Annotated in this window: 20 protein-coding genes; 11 read left to right on the top strand and 9 right to left on the bottom strand. The window is 64.1% G+C overall.

What is annotated here, in order from left to right; translation table 11 throughout:
* Positions 1-50: 50 nt before the first annotated feature.
* Positions 51-1,241 (bottom strand): N(5)-(carboxyethyl)ornithine synthase, encoded by a 1,191-nt coding sequence (locus K1X41_RS01890; protein WP_258566604.1) that lies wholly within the window; start codon positions 1,239-1,241, stop codon positions 51-53.
* Between the two features lie 333 nt (positions 1,242-1,574).
* Between K1X41_RS01890 and K1X41_RS01885 the strand changes: the two genes are divergently transcribed.
* The 6 genes from K1X41_RS01885 (at position 1,575) to K1X41_RS01860 (ending at position 7,546) form a co-directional block, all read left to right on the top strand.
* Positions 1,575-2,057 carry a GatB/YqeY domain-containing protein gene (locus tag K1X41_RS01885; protein ID WP_220175191.1) on the top strand — a complete coding sequence of 161 codons (483 nt, stop codon included), beginning with the start codon at positions 1,575-1,577 and terminating at the stop codon, positions 2,055-2,057.
* Between the two features lie 130 nt (positions 2,058-2,187).
* Positions 2,188-3,027: a helix-turn-helix transcriptional regulator gene (locus tag K1X41_RS01880; protein WP_220175190.1), complete on the top strand. Its 840-nt coding sequence runs from the start codon at positions 2,188-2,190 to the stop codon at positions 3,025-3,027.
* Between the two features lie 147 nt (positions 3,028-3,174).
* On the top strand, positions 3,175-4,227 hold the full coding sequence (locus tag K1X41_RS01875) for an iron-siderophore ABC transporter substrate-binding protein (RefSeq protein ID WP_220175189.1): 1,053 nt from the start codon (positions 3,175-3,177) through the stop codon (positions 4,225-4,227).
* A gap of 96 nt (positions 4,228-4,323) precedes the next feature.
* The gene (locus K1X41_RS01870; RefSeq protein ID WP_220175188.1) at positions 4,324-5,115 is read left to right on the top strand and encodes a siderophore-interacting protein; all 792 of its coding nucleotides are present in this window, start codon (positions 4,324-4,326) and stop codon (positions 5,113-5,115) included.
* 235 nt (positions 5,116-5,350) lie between these two features.
* Positions 5,351-5,641, top strand: coding sequence for a hypothetical protein (locus K1X41_RS01865; protein ID WP_220175187.1), 291 nt, complete (start codon positions 5,351-5,353; stop codon positions 5,639-5,641).
* A gap of 384 nt (positions 5,642-6,025) precedes the next feature.
* Positions 6,026-7,546: a SulP family inorganic anion transporter gene (locus K1X41_RS01860; RefSeq protein WP_132203439.1), complete on the top strand. Its 1,521-nt coding sequence runs from the start codon at positions 6,026-6,028 to the stop codon at positions 7,544-7,546.
* Positions 7,547-7,638: 92 nt separating this feature from the next.
* Here the strand turns inward: K1X41_RS01860 and K1X41_RS01855 are convergent, their stop codons facing one another.
* The 3 genes from K1X41_RS01855 to K1X41_RS01845 are packed head-to-tail and all read right to left on the bottom strand — an operon-like array spanning position 7,639 to position 10,252.
* Positions 7,639-8,433, bottom strand: coding sequence for a phosphatase PAP2 family protein (locus K1X41_RS01855; RefSeq protein WP_132203437.1), 795 nt, complete (start codon positions 8,431-8,433; stop codon positions 7,639-7,641).
* Positions 8,430-9,326: a TrmH family RNA methyltransferase gene (locus tag K1X41_RS01850; protein WP_220175186.1), complete on the bottom strand. Its 897-nt coding sequence runs from the start codon at positions 9,324-9,326 to the stop codon at positions 8,430-8,432. The genes K1X41_RS01855 and K1X41_RS01850 overlap by 4 nt, the downstream gene beginning before the upstream one ends.
* Positions 9,323-10,252: an alpha/beta fold hydrolase gene (locus tag K1X41_RS01845; RefSeq protein ID WP_220175185.1), complete on the bottom strand. Its 930-nt coding sequence runs from the start codon at positions 10,250-10,252 to the stop codon at positions 9,323-9,325. The genes K1X41_RS01850 and K1X41_RS01845 overlap by 4 nt, the downstream gene beginning before the upstream one ends.
* A 99-nt stretch (positions 10,253-10,351) precedes the next feature.
* On the opposite strand from K1X41_RS01845, the gene K1X41_RS01840 reads away from it, so the two are divergent.
* Positions 10,352-11,053, top strand: coding sequence for an exonuclease domain-containing protein (locus K1X41_RS01840; RefSeq protein WP_133616694.1), 702 nt, complete (start codon positions 10,352-10,354; stop codon positions 11,051-11,053).
* Positions 11,054-11,175: 122 nt separating this feature from the next.
* On the opposite strand, the gene K1X41_RS01835 is transcribed toward K1X41_RS01840, so the two are convergent.
* Positions 11,176-11,424, bottom strand: coding sequence for a type B 50S ribosomal protein L31 (locus K1X41_RS01835; protein ID WP_132203429.1), 249 nt, complete (start codon positions 11,422-11,424; stop codon positions 11,176-11,178).
* Between the two features lie 114 nt (positions 11,425-11,538).
* Complete coding sequence (locus K1X41_RS01830; protein WP_220175184.1) at positions 11,539-12,324, bottom strand: ABC transporter ATP-binding protein; 786 nt, start codon at positions 12,322-12,324, stop codon at positions 11,539-11,541.
* A 120-nt stretch (positions 12,325-12,444) separates the two neighbouring features.
* On the opposite strand from K1X41_RS01830, the gene serB reads away from it, so the two are divergent.
* A complete protein-coding gene (serB, locus tag K1X41_RS01825) occupies positions 12,445-13,086 on the top strand; it encodes a phosphoserine phosphatase SerB (RefSeq protein ID WP_220175183.1) in 642 nt (213 codons plus the stop codon).
* Between the two features lie 56 nt (positions 13,087-13,142).
* Here serB and K1X41_RS01820 read toward each other — a convergent pair whose 3' ends face one another.
* Together K1X41_RS01820 and fabG are read right to left on the bottom strand one after the other, a co-directional pair.
* Complete coding sequence (locus tag K1X41_RS01820; RefSeq protein WP_220175182.1) at positions 13,143-13,955, bottom strand: isocitrate lyase/PEP mutase family protein; 813 nt, start codon at positions 13,953-13,955, stop codon at positions 13,143-13,145.
* A 49-nt stretch (positions 13,956-14,004) separates the two neighbouring features.
* Complete coding sequence (gene fabG / locus K1X41_RS01815; protein WP_133616690.1) at positions 14,005-14,715, bottom strand: 3-oxoacyl-ACP reductase FabG; 711 nt, start codon at positions 14,713-14,715, stop codon at positions 14,005-14,007.
* 135 nt (positions 14,716-14,850) lie between these two features.
* Here fabG and K1X41_RS01810 point away from each other — a divergent pair, with 135 nt between their 5' ends.
* The 3 genes from K1X41_RS01810 to K1X41_RS01800 are packed head-to-tail and all read left to right on the top strand — an operon-like array spanning position 14,851 to position 16,491.
* A complete protein-coding gene (locus tag K1X41_RS01810) occupies positions 14,851-15,297 on the top strand; it encodes a DUF3099 domain-containing protein (protein WP_220175181.1) in 447 nt (148 codons plus the stop codon).
* Positions 15,294-15,566, top strand: a complete 273-nt coding sequence (locus K1X41_RS01805) for a hypothetical protein (RefSeq protein WP_207907391.1) — start codon at positions 15,294-15,296, stop codon at positions 15,564-15,566. Before K1X41_RS01810 ends, K1X41_RS01805 begins: the two co-directional genes overlap by 4 nt.
* 7 nt (positions 15,567-15,573) lie before the next feature.
* Positions 15,574-16,491, top strand: a complete 918-nt coding sequence (locus K1X41_RS01800) for an SURF1 family cytochrome oxidase biogenesis protein (RefSeq protein WP_132204069.1) — start codon at positions 15,574-15,576, stop codon at positions 16,489-16,491.
* A 101-nt stretch (positions 16,492-16,592) separates the two neighbouring features.
* On the opposite strand, the gene K1X41_RS01795 is transcribed toward K1X41_RS01800, so the two are convergent.
* Positions 16,593-18,191, bottom strand: coding sequence for an ABC-F family ATP-binding cassette domain-containing protein (locus K1X41_RS01795; RefSeq protein ID WP_132203417.1), 1,599 nt, complete (start codon positions 18,189-18,191; stop codon positions 16,593-16,595).
* Positions 18,192-18,233 lie beyond the last annotated feature (42 nt).

The raw sequence follows: 18,233 nt of genomic DNA, 5'->3' as shown, positions 1-18,233 counted from the left end.
GCAGCACAGGAGGCGTCGAGCGGTGCCCCGCGCCTCTCGACGCTTCAGCGCTACTCAGTGGGAATCGGGTGCGGAAACTCCGGTGCACGGTGCTGGAACTCGAGAATCGCCGGATTGACGATCACGCCGTCTCGAATCTCGATCGCCGCCGAAATCGTGGGGTCCGCATCCCACGCCTCCGGCCCAGTCAGCACGGTGTCAAGGAAGGGGAGCAGCGCCGCGCTATTCTCCCAGCTCGCTGAATTCCAGAGATACGAAGGCGTGTGATCCACGGCATAGTAGGTGACCCCGTGGTTGAGCTGCACAGTCGGCTCGGCAAATGTGGTCGGACGGGCCCAGCTAAACCCCATGCCTTCGTCGCAGGAGACATCGACGATGAGGCTGCCCCGACGAAACAGTGGCAGATCCTTGTCGTGTAAGTAGAGCAGCGGCGTGTTCGGATCCTGCAGCGTGCAGTTGACGACGAGGTCGCTCTCGGCCAGGAACGGGGCAAGCGGCACGCGCCCGTTCTCAGTGATGACCTCACTCAAGTACGGGCCTTCTTCGTGGTCGAACTGCACGATTTCGACCGAGTGGATGGGGGAGGCGACCGCTGCAACCTCTCGGTTGGTGAGCACGCGGACGTCCGTCACCCCGTGGGCGCTGAGAGCGGTGATGGCTCCACGGGCGGTCGCGCCGAATCCGATCACAGTTGCGCTCAAGCGGCGGCCATAGTTGCCGGTGATGCCCTGCAGCTGGAGGGAGTGCAGCACCGAGCAGTACCCCGCGAGCTCGTTGTTCGCGTGGAACACATGCAAGCTGAACGAGCCATCGGCGTGCCAGTGGTTCATCGCCTCGAACGCGATCAGGGTGAGTCGCTTGTCGATCGCAATCTGGGTCAGCTCCGCATCCTGCACACAGTGCGGCCAACCCCACAGTGTCTGTCCGTCGCGCATCGCCAGGAGATCCTCGTGCTGCGGCTTCGGGATCAACACGATGTCGGCCGCTGTAAGCACCTCGTTGCGGCTCGCGACTTGAAAGGACTGCGCGGTGAGATCCTCGTCAGTGAGCCCGAAGCGGTGCCCGTATCCGGTTTCGATGAGGATTCGGCAGCGGATCTCTGGCGGGATGCGGTCGAAGTGATCTGGATGCAACGGAACTCGTCGCTCATCGGTTTTGAGGGAGGTCGCGATCACCCCGAGTGTGGATCCTGGGCCCGTGGGCTGCATGGTGGCGTGGGACAGGGCGTCGTGCGCGTTCATTGCGTCCGTTCAGGGGTGCCGCCGTGGCACCCTCATCACTCGTGACGCTACACCACCCAGCTGCGGAAGCCACCGGCTGGCTCTACCGGCTCGCGACTCCGGCTGGCCTCGCCGACTCGCGACACCGGCTCGCGCAGAGAACGCTGCGTCGAAGTGTCAGCCTTGCGCGCGGGAGCCTGGGGGTGCAACCGGGGTGCAACCGGGGTGCAACCGGGGTGCCTCGGGCCCGTGAGTGTTTGCGTGCCGTAGCATCGCGGGTGACCCTGCAATTTGGCTCGGCGATCGCTTGATGCGGCTTCCGCGCGATCGCAACTGGATATGAAGGACACCACTATGGGCGTCAAGACAGACCTTGAAACGGCACAGCCGAACGCGATGAAAGAGCGGGCTTCAGCTGCGGGAGAGGCGCGCCAGCTTGCTGAGTTGCGGCTGCTCGCGATTCGCGGGGCGCTCGGTGCCCTGGGTGAGGCCGAGACCGCCGGGAAAGCGCGCGTCGAGCTGAGTGACGCCGAGCAGCTTGCGATCGTCAAGAAAGAAGTTTCGAAACGCGAGCAGAGCGCCGGGATCTATGACGCTGCGGGGGAGCCGGAGCGTGCCGCCAACGAGCGGGCAGAAGCAGATGCCCTGCGGGAATTCTTGCCGGCAGAAACCTCCGAAGTTGAGATCCGAGCTGCGGTCGAGCGCATCATTGCTGAGCGAGGTCTGGCAGGCCAGGGCGGACGTGCGATCGGTGTCGTGATGGCAGAACTCAAAACGCAGTTCGAGAATTTCGACTCGCGGTCTGCCTCCGCGCTGGTGAAAGAACTCGTCGCTTAGAGCGGCTCCCCGCAGGGGAGCGCCCAGGTGACGGCACGACCCGGGTGTGACCGTTGGGCGCCGACGCGCTGTCCGCACCCGTGTAAGTAAGGCTCCCCTTGGTTACATCAGACATAATGTGTATGTGGGGATGCTGAACCGGGGACAGATGGGAGCCGCATTCGGCAATGCGGTCGCGACGATGGGCGCCGCCGGGTTGCCGGTGACCGGGGCGACCGTCCCGGAAGGCTATCTGCTGCGCACGAGGTACTTGAAGTTTGTCTACGAGGATGAGCAAAACTCGTGCACGTCTCGTACGCATGCCCACCCTGAACATGTGGTCTTCTGGCCGGAGCGGAGTTTCGGAGCGGTTGAGGTGCGTGGTGAATTGCGGACGGTCTCACTGGGAGAGGGGCTCTGGGTGCCCGCGGGCACCCCGCACGCGGTTCCAGAGCGAGACGGAGATCTCCTGGCGCTGCACATCACTCCCGCGGCCGTGCCGGGGCGGGGGAGCAGCGTAGCGATCGTGCAGATGATCGTCGCGGCTCGAGAGCTCCTGCTGTATCTCGCGGACGCCGGCATGCCGCGGGAGGAGCGCATCCAGGCCCAGCGCGTCTGCTTGAATCTGATTGCAACGGATCCCACCCCGAAGATCCATCTGCCGATCCCACACGACCCGCGCATTGCGCAGATCTGTCGCCGTATCCTCGTGGATCCGGCCGACGACCAATCGATCGAACACTGGGCGCTGCAACTCTCGGTCAGTAGCAGGACGCTTGCCCGGGCATTTCGCGTCAGCACCGGAACGACGTTTGGTCAGTGGCGCACTCTCGCCAGAATGGAGCTGGCCGTGCGCCTGCTTGATCAGGGTGTCGCAGTCGGCGATGTGGCCCGGCGGGTCGGGTACCGCACGATGAGTGCGTTCAGTGTCGCTTTTCAGCGAGAGCTTGGGACGACGCCGAAGGAATTCCACCCCTCGCTCGTTCGGTGAGCAAGGTCGGCGTTCGTTCGGAATCCGTGCAGGGTGTCCGTGGCGCACAAATTGTTGTCTGCCACGTGAATGAAAAACATCCTATGTTGGTGAGGTAAGCCTTGCTTTGCTGGTGATGCAAGGAGCCACTGACTAGAAAGACCGTGTATGCGCTTGAAGAAGCCCGTTTCACTCGTTGCTGTGCTGCTCGCAACGGCTGCTCTACTGAGCGGTTGCACTGGTGCGCAGGAGCGGCAGGGGAGTGTGGAGCCAGGGCACGACGCACACAGCGTTGCCACCGACACATTTCCCGTGACCATCACTCACGCCCTCGGGGAGACCACCATAGAATCAGAACCGCAGCGAGTCGTCACTCTGGGGTGGGCGGCAGAGGACGCGGTCGTTGCACTTGGTGTTGTGCCCGTCGCCGTTCCCTCGTACGGCTGGGGCGCGGACGAAGATGGATACTTGCCTTGGTTCCGCGACGCCGTCGAAGACATGGGTGCGCCACTTCCTGAGACTCTTGACGCAGAAGAACGCAGTGGTGAGGTGAACTTCGAACAGATTCTCGGGCTCGCACCCGACGTGATCCTCGCACCGTTCTCTGGGATCTCAAGTGAGGACTACCAGCGTCTCGCTCAGATTGCACCGACGGTGGCATACGCGGAACAGCCGTGGGCCTCGAACTGGCAAGATCTGACCCACACGGTCGGTGTGGCATTGGGGCGCACGGAACAGGCAGAGAAGCTCTTGGAATCTACCGAGAAGCTATTCGCCAAGCACGCAGCCGAACATCCCGAATTTGACGGGGTGCGTCTCGCCTACGGCATGGGGCTGACGGATGGATCAACCGACCTCACGTTCTACTTCCCAGCGGATCCTCGAGTGGAGTTCGTTGAAGCCTTGGGGTTCCGCACGCCGCAATCCATCCTTGATTTCGCCGAGCGCAGTACGCTCGGGTCGAGCGATAGTGTCAGCGTCGAACTGCTCAATGAGTACGATGACGTCGATGTGTTCCTCGCCTGGGCAGGGAATGAGGAGGATGCGCAGCGCACGGTCGGAAACCCAGTAGTGCGTCTGTGGGGGCCTGTGGCTGACGGCAAGGATCTGGTACTCACCGAGCCGTCACTCGTGTGGGCCACCTCATCACCAACGGCGTTGAACATTCCCTGGGCACTGGACACACTCGTGCCAGAGCTTGCTGAACTCGTAGCCCGCTAGTGCGCCTCGGCACCCCAGGGATGCGGAGTGTTCCGGATCCCAGCATCTCGCGCTCGGGAGCAGGCGCACGCGACACTCGACGTGAAGGAGCAGCACGTGGCATTTTGTGAGCCAGCAGAGGTGACCCAGGTCACTCGCGTTTCGCCATCCCTGATTCGCATTCGCCTGCGAGCCATCGGATCCTGGCGCTGGTTCGTCGAGGGGCGGGGCGACGAACGGATCGACCTCGCGTTTCCGCACCCGGGGGAGTCGGTCGCTGACGTGTCGTATTTCAATGACGAGCGCGCTGGCAGGATACGGCAGGATGCCACGCCGCCCTGGCGGCACTACACGGTCAGGAAAGTCCATGGTGATGGCACCGAGTTTGACGTGGACTTTGTTGTGCACGACGAGGGGATCGCCGCAGCTTGGGCGCAGTCAGCCGCACCAGGACAGGTGCTTGGCGTCTTTCTCGGCTCGTCAGTGTCCCGTGCCTACTACGCGGCTCCCGCAGACGCCGAGTGGCAGCTCCTCGTTGCCGACGCTACTGGGCTGCCCGGCCTCGCCCGGATCGTCGAAGAACTGCCCGCGGGGGCGGTCGTCCAAGCCGTTGTTGAGGTGCCTACGCACGAGGACCGGCAAGAGATAGCGAGCAAGGGCGACGTCTCCTGGACGTGGGTCGTCAGCAGCGCAGGAACAGCGAGCACGCTTCCCAGCGTCGTTGAGCGGGCCACCTTGCCGCGCAGCCCCGGGTACGCATGGGTTGCGTGCGAAGCGACGGTCTCGCGGCAAGTGCGAGACGTCTTGCGGCGCGTCCATGCTCAGCCGCGCACGAGACATCGCGCGATCGGGTACTGGACAGCCGGCGTGGCAGGCCACGTAGAACAGCCGCGCGAAGAAGTGGCGTGATCTGAGCGCGTCCACTGTGCGTACTCAGCGGACCCCGTGTCTTGAAGAGCGCACTGAGGGGTATTCTGGCTCGGGGAGCAGCGGCAGCCGAGACGACGCCTGAGTCGGGGAGCTCGCAGCTCGACCGTCTGGAAGGTCCGCGCTCAGAGAAAGAGGCGCTGTGTATATCGCGTGTGCTGTGCTCGTCCTTCTCGCGGGGTGCGTGCTGTGGGTAGGAATTCGCCTGCGAAGGCTGGTGCCGAAGCGCTGGATGATCGCTCAGGGGGAGTGGTTGGGGCCGGCGTTGCGCTTCGCCCCGCACCACTATCGATATCGCACGCCCGACGGCGTCGAGCGCGTGGGGCAGACCGCGGTGCAAGTCCTGTGGCGCGCTCCGTTCGGGGGCAAGTGCCTGGTTGCCTATGACCCAGAAGATCACTCTCGCTCGCACCCGGCGCAAGTACGGTCGGGCGGAACGCTCCTCACTGTGGTGGGGGCGGGCGCAGCCGTGTGCGGGGTGGTGCTTCTGGTGCTTGCCCTGTCATAATCTCGCGTTCAGAGTGCGGGAGCTTCGTCGCCGCCGGAAGCTGTGGAAAGCGATTCGCGAGAGTTCGTGCGGGAGCGACACGTGCCGCGCACGGTGGCGCCAGAGCAAACACCCGCGGGTTCACGATGCGCCGCATGCGACGAGACAATCTGCTGCGGAAAGGGGACGGGCGCGGACGGGACGCAGGGGCTGGGCGGCGCCAAGATCCAAGTGCTGACGCGGTCCCGAGAACAACGAACTGACATAATATAGATTATCAACGAGTGGGGCGAGTGAAGCATCGGGTTCTATGTGGCGAGGCTCGGTGGAACGTTCCGGTGTCACAGCGCCCGGCGCACTGGCACTAGGGTTGGTCTGTCCTGCACCTACAGACGGAGAGAATCTATGGCTCTGGCCGCACCCAGCGCGGATGTACGTTCGCACGCGCCCACTGATCACTCGGTGCTCACCGCGCTGCGCAGTCCGCGGCTCATGACGCGCGAGGTGCTGGCAGGTTTGGTCGTCGCTGTGGCGCTGATCCCAGAAGCAATCTCATTCTCGATTATTGCCGGCGTCGATCCGAAAGTCGGCCTGTTTTCATCGTTCGTGATGGCGGTAACCATTGCGTTCGTTGGCGGGCGCCCGGCCATGATTTCCGCAGCGACCGGCGCGGTTGCCCTGGTCATCGCTCCCGTGGCTCGTGAGCACGGCATGGATTACTTCATCGCGACGGTGCTGCTTGCCGGCGTGTTCCAAATCGTGTGTGCGCTCCTCGGCGTGGCAAAACTCACGCGGTTTATTCCGCGAAGTGTGATGGTGGGGTTCGTCAACGCGCTCGCGATTCTGGTGTTCATATCGCAGCTCCCCCACCTCATTGGCGTTCCGTGGCTCGTGTATCCCTTGCTCGCGATCGGACTGCTGGTGCTGTGGCTCATGCCGCGGATCACGAAAGTCGTTCCTGCTCCCCTGGTGTCCATCGTGCTTGTCACTGCGCTGGTGTTCGTTTTTGCGATCACTGTCCCGACTGTGGGTGATCAGGGCGAACTCCCCCGCAGCTTGCCGGAGCTCTTCGTGCCGAATGTGCCCCTGACCTGGGAAACATTCGCAATCATCGCACCCTATGCGCTCGCTATGGCGCTCGTCGGCCTCCTAGAATCCCTGATGACAGCGAAACTTGTCGACGATATCACCGACACTCACTCGAATACACAGCGCGAGAGCTGGGGGCAAGGCATCGCCAACATCGTGTCGGGCTTCTGCGGCGGTATGGGCGGCTGCGCCATGATCGGTCAGACCATGGTAAACGTGAAGGTATCTGGCGCGCGCACTCGGATCTCCACGTTCCTTGCGGGCGCGTTCCTGCTGGTACTGATCCTGGTGCTGGGTGACCTCGTCGCCATGATCCCGATGGCCGCGTTGGTCGGAGTCATGATTATGGTGTGCATCACTACGTTTGACTGGCATTCGATCCGGCCCAGCACTCTCCGGCGTATGCCGTGGAGTGAGACCGCGGTGATGGTGATCACAGTGGCAGTTGTCGTCGCGACACACAACCTCGCGATTGGTGTTGTCGTGGGCGTGTGCGCCGCCTCGGTGCTGTTCGTGCGCCGCGTGTCCAAGCTCGCTGCGGTCGAGCGACGCATTATTGACCGTGATGGTGCCGCACATGCACGGTACACGGTGCAGGGCGAGTTGTTCTTCGCCTCAGTATCCGATCTCGCGGCGAACTTCGAGTTTGCTGCGGATCCCGAACGAGTGGTGCTCGACCTGAGCCAGTCTCACATCTGGGACGCGTCGACTGTGGCGGAGCTCGATGCAATCGTGCAGAAGTATGTGCAGCACGGCAAGCGTGTCGAGCTGCTCGGAATGAACGCGCACACGGCGACGCTGCACGCGAGGCTGACGGGTGAACTTGGGGCGGCGTAGTTGCAGCCCTCTGCCCGCGCTCGGCATCGCTTAGCCGCGTGAGGGAATCACGGCATCGCAGAGGGGTATGGGCCCCGCTGCTCGTGGCTACGTTAGTCGCGCCCGACGCTGAGGAGCAGCAGCGCCCGAGCGGCGAGCGCGCTCGCGCCGACTCCTCCGAATTCTCCCGCACTGAGCATGAGGTCCGCGTTGCCGCTCACCCCCGCAATCGCGGCGAGTGTGAGAGCCGCGGCCACCATGATCCACCCGAGCAACACGAGGCCGATCGAGATCGTGGCACCGAGTGTCACCGTGCCTCGTGTGCGCGCCGGACGGATCAAGCCCGCGAGGGCAAACGCTATGACGCCCAGGGCGAGCGCGCCCAGCACGTCGCTCGGCCGGTGCCACCCATAGGCCAAAAGCTGCCACCCGACGGCCCCGAGGAGTCCTGCACCCGCGAGCGCCACAAACGCTCGAATCTGCGCGGGCACCGCCCAGATCAGCGCGGCAGTGAGGGCCGTGAACACGGTCATATGGCCACTCGGGAAGGTGTTGGGCGCGTCTAGTTCGAAGAGCTCTGGCCGTGTCAGCACATGCAGTTTGAGAAGCTGGGACGTTGCGATCGCGGCGGCAGGGAGCAGCGTGACGACGAGCGCTCGCTGGATCCCGTGCGCGAAGAGGGCGAGTACGCCGAGCAGGAGCAGTGCAATCGCGATCGAAGGGATTGACACCAGGTTCAGCGGCGCCGGAGGGTTCGTGGTGAACTCCGCCGCGTCCAGCAGAATGTCCTCTGCGCGCTGCCCGATCGGGTTCTGCACACCGAGTACGAATGAGGCGATGCCCACACCAAGCCAAAAGATCGTGAACCATAACGCGCGGCGGCGGCCCCCGGCTGCGATCCCGTTCACCGTCTGGCTCCCAGGGCAGCCGCTGGTGCGTTCGCCACCAGCGGCGCACCAGCGGGGTCAGTCACCGAAGCTCGGCTCCCCCGCCTGTCTCCGGTGCGCACCGCCCACATCGCGAGCGCCGCCGCGGTGGCAACGTTGAGCGAGTCGACGCCGTGCTCCATCGGAATCAGTACGGTGCGCGAGGCTGAGGCCAGCGCGCGGCGAGTGAGGCCGGGGCCCTCGGTGCCAAACATGAGCGCGAGACGCTCCGGAATGTCCTCGACGAAGTCTGCGAGGTCCTCTGCGTCATCACGCAGCGCGAACGCAGTGAGCTCGAACCCGGTCTCCCGAAAGAGGGGGCCGGCCTCACGCCAATCGGGCAAGCGAGCCCAGGGCACCTGCAGCACTGCGCCCATGCTCACTCGCACAGCACGACGGTAGAGCGGGTCCGCACAGCCTGGGGTGAGCAGGACCGCATCGGCTCCGAGCGCCGCGATCGAGCGAAATACGGCTCCAACGTTTGTGTGATCCGCCAGGTCTTCGAGCACGACGACGCGCTTCGATGAGCGCAGCAGCTCCGCGGGGTCGAGCGGAGTGGGGCGGTGCATCGAGGCCATTGCGCCGCGGTGCATATTGAAGCCGGTGAGCTGTTCCAACTGCTCGGGCTTGCCGATGTAGACGGGTACCTCAGGAAAATCGGCGAGCAACGGCTCGACTCGCGGCAGCCACTCTTCCACCATGAGCAACGAACGCGGCCGGTGGCCGACGCGCAACGCGCGTTCGATCACCTTCGGCGACTCTGCGAGATAGAGGCCTTCAGCAGGCTCGCGCACCCGTCGCATCGCGACATCCGTCAACTGCGTGTAATCGGAGAGCTCCGGCGAGGCGATGTCGTCGATCCGAATCAGCTTCACGCGGAGTTCTCCTTGGCTGATTCGGCTGCAGCAGGTGGCGTGATGGACGTCGCGGCACTGGATGAATCTGTGCGCAAAAACTGGGCGATCTCGGCTACGGCGTCAGCCACGGCCTCGTAGTGGACAAGGTGACCTGTTCCCGGCAGGATCCGGAGCCGGGACTCCGGGATCCTGCGCTGGAGCTCGAGCTGCTTGGCAAGCGGGGTAATGTCGTCGCGATCTCCGGCGATCAGCAGCGTTGGTGCAGTGAACGCCGCGGCAAACTCGGGCACGGTGTGCGAAACCGAGGCACGGAATGCCTGCAACAGTGTTGACGGATCAGAAAAGGAGCTGAAGTAGCTGGAATGCTGGGCATGGATCCAGGCACGCAGCTCTCGGTCGCGTGTTTTTGCCATGACCTCGCTCATCACCCGCACAATGAGCGGGTTGCTGAGTAGGCCACGTGCGGCGCGCTCGGGCAGCAGATCCGCGGTGCGATAGTACGCGATGGCAAGCTGCGTCATGAGGGCCTGTGGTCCCTCGAGAGCGGGGGCCGAGATGGGGTTGATGAGAATTGTGCGTGCCGGATTGAGGCCACCAGCGAGTGAGGACGCCACCACCAATGAACCGAAGGAATGGCCCAAAATCGCGAAGCCATCCGGTGCGACACTGGACGTGAATGCGCGCAGCCACTCGCCGTACATGGCGAGGTCGTGGTTCCTCCCTGGGAGCGCAGGAGACTCACCAAATCCTGGCAGATCCGGCACGATCACGCGCAGTTCTGGGGCCGCGACCACGAGATCTCGTGCAATGCCCTCAAGCCCATGGTGGTCCCCGCGGAATCCGTGCACCAGCACGAGCGTCGGTCCGTCTTGCGCGCCGTAGTGCCACGCACGGGTGTCTGCACCGAGCGTCGCGACTGAAAAGGAAGTGGGGACGTAGCTCACAGAGCGATCTTACCGGCGGGGGCTGGCAAGCGCCCGAGGCGCACGGTCCCGCGCGAGCCGCTCCGGGTCGGTACGATCAAGGGAAACGAAAGGAGCGCCGTGACCGCTCAACTCCCCCTCTGGGCCGCAAACCTCGCCGTGTTCGATACCGAAACGACCGGGATTGATACGAATGAGGCACGCATCGTCAGCGCAACGATCGCGCTGCTGGGGCCGGCAGGCGATGTCGTGGAACGCTACGACTGGCTCTTGGACCCCGGCGTAGAGATTCCCGAAGCCGCGATGCGGGTGCACGGGATCAGCACTGAGATTGCCCGGGCAAGTGGAATAGACGCCGCCGTCGGCGTGCAGCAGATCGCGACCCAGCTTCTGGAGATGATCGAGCGCGGGTTCCCCGTGGTCGCCTACAACGCACCCTACGATCTGTCTCTGCTCGTCGCAGAGGCTGCCCGCTACCGTGTGCCCCTCCCGGGTGATCTCGCGCCCATCATCGATCCGCTGATTCTCGACAAGCAGTTCGATCGCTACCGCAAGGGGAAGCGCACGCTTGAGGCTGTGTCTGCACACCACGGCGTCGAGATTGGGAATGCGCACGACGCGGGCGACGATGCGATCGCGGCAGGCCGGGTGTTGCAGGTGATTGCCCGCAAATACGCAGACGTGATCCCGGGTGAGCTCGACGAACTGCACCGTTCCCAGGTTGCCTGGGCTGCGCAGCAGGCCGCGAGCTTCCAGGAATATATGCGGAAGGCGCGCGATCCAGCTTTCGTGGCTGATGGGCGCTGGCCCGTACGTGAGTGATGCGGGTCAGCGAGTCAGCGCGGTAGCGGCCGTGCTGACCCGTCGATCCGCAACTTCGCTGGTACAGCAAACGGGCGGCGAGGATCCGAAGATCCTCGCCGCCCGTTTGCGAACCGCAGTGCTTAAGCGCCGAAGCCCTTGAAGCGCTGGTTGAACTTCTCGACGCGACCGGCGGAGTCCATGATGCGCTGCTTGCCCGTGTAGAACGGGTGCGAAGCGCTGGAGATCTCGACGTCGAGAACGGGGTAGGTAACGCCCTCAAGCTCGATGGTCTTCTCGCTGGTCAGCGTGGAGCGAGTGAGGAACGTCTCCCCCGACGCCAGGTCGCGGAACACGATTGCGTTGTACTCGGGGTGGATGTCGGTCTTCATGAGTGTCCTTATTTTCGCGTGATGATGATGCGTCAAGCGCATCGAAGCCTTGCGGAACTACCGCGCCAAGGATCAACTTTAGCAGACCTTGCCGGTGAGTACGTGATTGAAACGTTAGGGGCGCGCCACAGCGGCAAATCTGCCTGCGGTCACGGTGAGATCAAACGGCATTCCGAACGTTGCCTCAAGATTCTCTGCCGTCAGCGTGTCGCTGATTGGACCAGCAGCCTGAATTTGGCCCTCGCGCAGCATGAGCACGTGGGTAAACCCTGGCGGCACTTCCTCGACGTGGTGCGTCACCATGACCATCGCGGGCGATGCAGGCGACTCTGCGAATCCGGAGAGCATCTGCAGGAGGCGTTCACGTGCGCCCAGATCGAGACTCGCGCTCGGCTCATCGAGCAGCAGCATCTCTGGATCCGTCATGACCGCACGCGCAATCAGTGCGCGCTTGCGCTCTCCGTCGCTCAAGGTGCTGAAGGTGCGGTCGGCGAAACCGTCAAGATCCCACTCGGCCAGGATGCGCTCGGCCTGGCGTACGTCAATGTCCTCATACACTTCGTTCCACCGCCCCTCGACGGAGTAGGCAGCGGTGAGCACGAGGTCGCGTACCGTTTCGCCCGCGGGAATGCGTCGCCCCGTGGCGGAGGATACAAAGCCGATCCGGTTGCGCAGTTCGAACACATCGATCTTGCCGAGCTGTTCGTCGAGCACTTCGACGGTGCCGCTGGTGGGGTGGTCCGTTGAAGTCGCGAGCTTGAGCAGTGTTGATTTTCCGGCGCCGTTTGGGCCGAGGATCACCCACCGTTCCGTATCATCGACCGACCAGTTGATCCCGTCAAGGATCGGCCGGCGGTCACGCACATAGGACACATCGGTGAGGCGCAGGACATTGACCATGGCTCACAGCCTAACGAGTACCGCCGTGAGCGCGATCACGGCGCGCCACGCGACTGCCATGCTGCAGTGTTACAGGCACCAGCGACGTGATGCACGCCTGCTATGCCTAGACTGGAAACCATGACCGTCGCTCCCCTTGTTGTGCTCGATTGTGATTCCACGACCATTCAGGACGAGGTGATCGAGCTCCTCGCCGAAGTTGCCGGCACCAGAGCCGAGGTCGCAGCGGTCACTGAGCGTGCGATGCGGGGTGACCTCGATTTCTCAGCGAGCCTGAGCGAGCGGGTGGCGACCCTCTCTGGCACCCCAGATTCGGCGTTTGCTGACGCGTATGCACGCGTGCGATTGACGCCTGGGATTCGCGAGCTCGTTGCGGCCGTGCATGCCAGGGGCGGAAAAGTGGGCGTTGTCTCGGGCGGCTTCCACGAGGTGCTGGATCCGATCGCAGCCGATCTGGGGCTCGACTTCTGGCGCGCAAACCGTCTCGAAGTGCTCGACGGGAAACTCACCGGGCGCACAGTCGGACCCATCGTGGACGCAGCCGCCAAAGCGGCTGCGCTGCGCGAGTGGGCTGCCCAGGCAGGCATACCACTCTCAGCGACTGTCGCGATCGGGGATGGCGCGAACGATCTTGACATGATGGCCGTCGCCGCTATCGGGGTGTCCTTCGATGGGAAGCCCGTGGTGCGTGAGCGTGCCGATGTGTCGATCGAATCTGACCTCGCGCACGCCATTCCCCTGCTGGATCGCCTCACTGCCTAGTGTGAGCCGAGCGCGGGAGCGACTCTCGCGGATACCGTGCCACTCCCGCCGCGACACTAGAAGTTGTTCAGCTGTTCCGTCTCTGAAGGGATCACACCGTCGCCGTGCAGCGACTCCCCCAGTCGCTTGAGCGCGGTGAGAGCAACGTTTTGCGGCATGGGCCCGTATGAGATGCGGGCAACGCCGAGCGCCTCATACTCGGCGGCTGTCAGAGCGCCAGGCAGTCCGATCACGCTGATTCGCTGTTCGCCGATGCCCGCCACGAGGGTCCGCGTATCCTCAGCGGTGAGCACTCCTGGCACGAACACGCAGGTCGCACCAGCATCAAGGTAGGCGCGTCCCCGTGTGATCGCTTCTGCGAGCGCCTCTTCGCGCGGGCGCTTGCGGTCTGCGATCAAGGCATCGGTGCGCGCGTTCAGCACGAACGAAACCTCTTCCTGCGCGCCCGCCTCCACGGCGGCGCGCATGATGGCGACTGACTCCTCAAATGGGCGCATTCGATCCTCGATGTTCGCCCCAGAGACGCCGACCCCGATCGCGCGGCGCACCGTCTCGTCGGCATTGCCGTACCCGCCGTCCAGATCCGCGGTCACCGGAAGGTGCTCGGCTGCGCCCACGATTCGTTCGATTGCGCTGAGCATGAGCTCGAGCGGGATCTTCTCTCCGTCTGGGTACCCAAAGCTCGCCGCAATGCCGTGACCTGCGGTCGCGATCGCCGAGGAGCCGGGGAGCTCCGAGATCACGCGGGCGCTCGCGGCGTCCCACACATTCACAACGCGGAGAATCTCTGGCGCTGAGTACAACTCTGCTAGCGCCTGCGCGTCAACCGCCACACGGGTAGGGGTCCTGGGGTGCTCGTGAGTGTTCATACCCTCAGGCTACGCGTGTCGCGCCCGCGACTGTAGAGGGCCGCCGGAATTAGTGGCCCATACCCAGGCCGCCATCGACGGGGATCACGGCGCCCGAAATGTAGCCAGCCTCATCACCCGCGAGGAACGAAGCAACGCCCGCGATCTCCGCTACCTGGCCGTATCGCGCGGCTGGAATTGTGGCGAGATACTGCTTCTGCTGAGCGTCAGAGAGCTCGGCGGTCATGTCAGTCTCGATAAAGCCCGGTGCGATCACATTGGCGGTGATCCCGCGGGATCCCAGTTCACGCGTGAGCGAGCGGGCGAAGCCGACGAGTGCTGCCTTCGAGGAGGAATAATTGATCTGTCCGGGTGAGCCGTAGAGTCCCACCACGCTGGACAGCAGGATCACCCGGCCAAAGCGCCCCTTCAGGAGTCCTTTTGCAGCGCGCTTGACGACGCGGAAGGTTCCGGTCAGATTCGTGTCGACGACACTCGTGAATTCCTCCTCCGTCATGCGCAGCAGGAGGGTGTCCTTCGTGATACCAGCATTTGCGACGACGACCTCTACCGGCCCAAGCTGCGCCTCGACCTCGGTGAACGCCGCGTCGATCGACGCGGAATCGGTCATCTCGGCGCGGACGGTGAGCGAGCCTGCGGGGCCCGCACCAGAGCGGGAGGTGACGGCGACGCGGTGGCCGTCGGCAATCATGCGCTCAGCAATGGCGTAGCCGATGCCGCGGTTGCCGCCGGTGACCAATACGGTGCGGGGGGTGCTCATGGGGATCCTTCCATCCAGACAGTCGTTCTACCCTACGGGAGCGCACTGGACGCGGTCTGGTGGCGCGCGGAGTGCTCGAAATGAGCTGCGCCTCAGGCGGACGAAGTAGGGTGGAGGGGTACTGAGAAGGAGCGCATGGCCAAGAGCTACAGTGTGACGTCGGCAGGGGTGAGCCCCGCCGACGATCGAGCGCACCGAATGCGAATGTATTTCTTCGCAATGGCTCTGCGCGTGCTGTGCGTCGTCTCCTTGTTCTGGGTGCGGGGATGGTGGATCTTGCTGGTTGCAGCAGGTGCCGTCCTGCTTCCCTGGTTCGCGGTGATGGTGGGCAACGCAGTAGCCCATAACAGCGGCGAAGCTCCCGACGCGCCTGCCCCGCAGCAGCTGACTGCGGCAGAGGAACGCACGGGCGACGGTGCTCCGGCTGCTGGCGCTGAGCTGATTGTGATCGATGTGGAGCCAACGCGTCGCTCGACAGCTGCACCGCCCGAGCCTGGCGCTCGCGAGAGTTTCGACGCCGAGTCCGTGAACGAGGCAGGCTCCGGATCGATTTCTGGCGAAGCCGCGAAAGGTGAGTTGTGAGCGGCATCGGGGTCCCGACAGTGACCCTCGGACGAGCGCCCGAGCATCAGTTCTCGTGTTCTCGTGCTGGCTGTCGCGATGAAGCGCTGTGGGCGATCCGCTGGCGAAACCCGAAGATCCACACCGCGGATCGGCGCAAGACCTGGTTGGCCTGTGAGCCACATCTCGAAACGCTGCGTGAGTTCCTCGCAGCGCGCGACTTCCCACTCGAAGTGGAGTCCGTTGCAACGCTCGCGGATCCCGAACCCACCCAATCCACCAATGAGTGAGAGACGCATGCAGACAACGCAGGAACACCCACCCACGCCGAACTCGGTGGCGTCCGATCCGGTGGGCCGGCCCGTGGGCTGGAGTTTCTTGCGATCAGGGCGCTGGTTTGGGTACTTCACCATGCTGCTCATCTTCTCGATTGCCTGCGTACTGCTCGGGAACTGGCAGTTCGACCGGCGGGCTGAAGCGCGCGCCGAGATCGACCGTCTGGACGCGAACTACGGTTCAGCTGCCGCCCCCTTGGCTGAGGAACTGCCCACGCTTGACGCGTTCGATGAGGCGACTCAGAAGTGGCGGACGATCTGGGCAAGTGGCGAATACATCGGTGATCCGTTCCTCGCCCGGAACCGACCCGGCCCGGAAGGGGTTGGCTCGGATCTGATCCAGGCCCTGCGCACCACTGATGGCCATGTCTTCTTCATTGATCGCGGCTGGGTCCCAGTCGACGGTGGAAGCGCTGATAGCGGAGAAGTGGGGCTTGCCGACTTGCCGCAGGCTCCTTCCGGCCAGGTGCGCGTGGAAGCACGGCTCCGCGCCTCAGAGCCCGTGGTCTCCGGGCGCACGAGCTCGGGGATCACCGTAGCGAGTATCGAAGTACCCGAGCTTGCGGAGCTGACCGGGACGTCCGGGCAGGCGTACACGGCCGCCTACGGCATGCTGGTTTCGGAGGATCCCGCCGGTGAGCACGGAGTACTCCCCCGTGAGCCGGAGCGAGATGAGGGGCCGCACCTGTCGTACGCCCTGCAGTGGTACGTATTCATCATCATCGCAGGAATCGGTGTCGTGGTCGCCGCGCGTCGTGAGTACCGGAGCTTGAATGCGGACAGTCAGCTGGTGCGGGATCAGGATCGCCGTGCGGCGGCCCGCCGCACGAAGCGCGGTCCCACGGACGCTGACGTCGAAGACGCGCTCTACGACGCGTAAATGGCAGCGGCGCCTCGTTCACAGCGAAGGGGAACTGGGCACCGTCAGCACACCGAATCGCGGGTGTAGCACGATCGTGCTACACCCGCGACACGCTCGTACTAGGCGAGCTCGATGAGCTCGAGGTAGTCCTTGGACCAGTGGTCCTCAGTAGCCTCGGGCATGATCAGTACGCGCTCAGGGTTGAGCGCCTCGACGGCGCCCTGATCGTGCGACACGAGCACCACGGCTCCCGTGAAGTGTGCCAGCGCGTCCAGGATCTCCTCGCGGCTCGCGGGATCGAGGTTGTTGGTTGGCTCATCGAGCAACAGCACGTTCGCGCTGGACACCACGAGCATCGCGAGCGCGAGGCGAGTCTTCTCGCCACCGGAGAGCACCCCGGCCGGCTTCAGGACATCGTCCCCGGTAAACAGGAACGAGCCAAGCACGCGCCGCGCTTCCATCTCGGTGAGATGCTGCGACACCGACACCATGTTCTGCAGCACACTCGCCTTGACGTCGAGCGTCTCGTGCTCCTGCGCGTAGTAGCCGACTTTGAGCCCGTGCCCCGCGATAATCTCGCCGGTATCCGCCTCATCCACCTGCGCGAGCAGCCGGAGCAGTGTCGTCTTGCCAGCACCGTTGAGGCCGAGGATCACGACCTTCGAGCCACGGTCGATCGCGAGATCAACTCCGGCAAAGATCTCCAGCGAACCGTAGGACTTCGACAGGCCCGTCGCCATGAGCGGGGTCTTGCCGCATGGGGAGGGATCCGGGAAGCGGAGCTTCGCGACCCGCTCGACCTGGCGCACATCATCCAGGCTGGAGAGCATTCGCTCGGCTCGCGCCACCATCTGGTGCGCCGACGCCGCCTTCGAGGCTTTCGCGCCGAACTTTGCGGCCTGCAGCTGCAGTGCGGAAGCCTTCTTTTCGACGTTGGCGCGTTCTTTGCGGCGGCGCTCCTCGTCGGCCGCGCGCTGGCGCAGGTACAGCTTCCACGTCATGTTGTACGTGTCGATGACCTGGCGGTTGGCGTCGAGGTAGAACACGCGGTTCACTGTCTCGCCCACGAGATCGATATCGTGACTGATCACGATCACGCCGCCCTTGTACGTCTTCAGGAACTCGCGCAGCCAGACGATTGAGTCGGCATCCAAGTGGTTGGTCGGCTCATCGAGGATCATCGTATCGGCATCGGAGAACAGGATCCTGGCGAGCTCAATGCGGCGGCGCTGACCGCCGGAGAGCGTGCCAAGCGGCTGATCCAGGATCCGATCCGGCAGCCCGAGGTTGTTCGAAATCGATGCAGCTTCTGACTCAGCGGCGTAGCCACCAAGTGCCTGGAACCGATCGGTCAGGTTGCCGAAGCGTTTCATGGCTTTCTCGGCCACCACGGGATCCTCGGACGCCATGTCCATCGACGCCTTCGCGAGGTTCTGCGTGATCGTGCCGAGGCCACGAGCATCGAGGATGCGATGGCGCGCGAGCTGATCCGGATCCCCGGTGCGCGGATCCTGCGGCAGAAAGCCAAGCTCCCCCGAAATGGTGATCTTGCCCTCGGCGGGCTGCAACTCCCCCGACAGGGTGCGGGTGAGCGTTGTCTTGCCAGCGCCGTTGCGCCCGACGAGACCGATCTTGTCGCCCGGGTTCACCCGGAACGTGACACCCGACATGAGGCGGCGGGCGCCGACATCGATCGCGAGGTCCTCGACGGTAATCATGGGTCCTTCTTCTGTATTCGGTGCGTACCAGATTCAGTACGC

It is taken from the genome of Leucobacter luti (genome assembly GCF_019464495.1).
GTDB lineage: Bacteria > Actinomycetota > Actinomycetes > Actinomycetales > Microbacteriaceae > Leucobacter > Leucobacter luti_A.
This window is presented reverse-complemented; position numbering and strand designations above follow the sequence as displayed.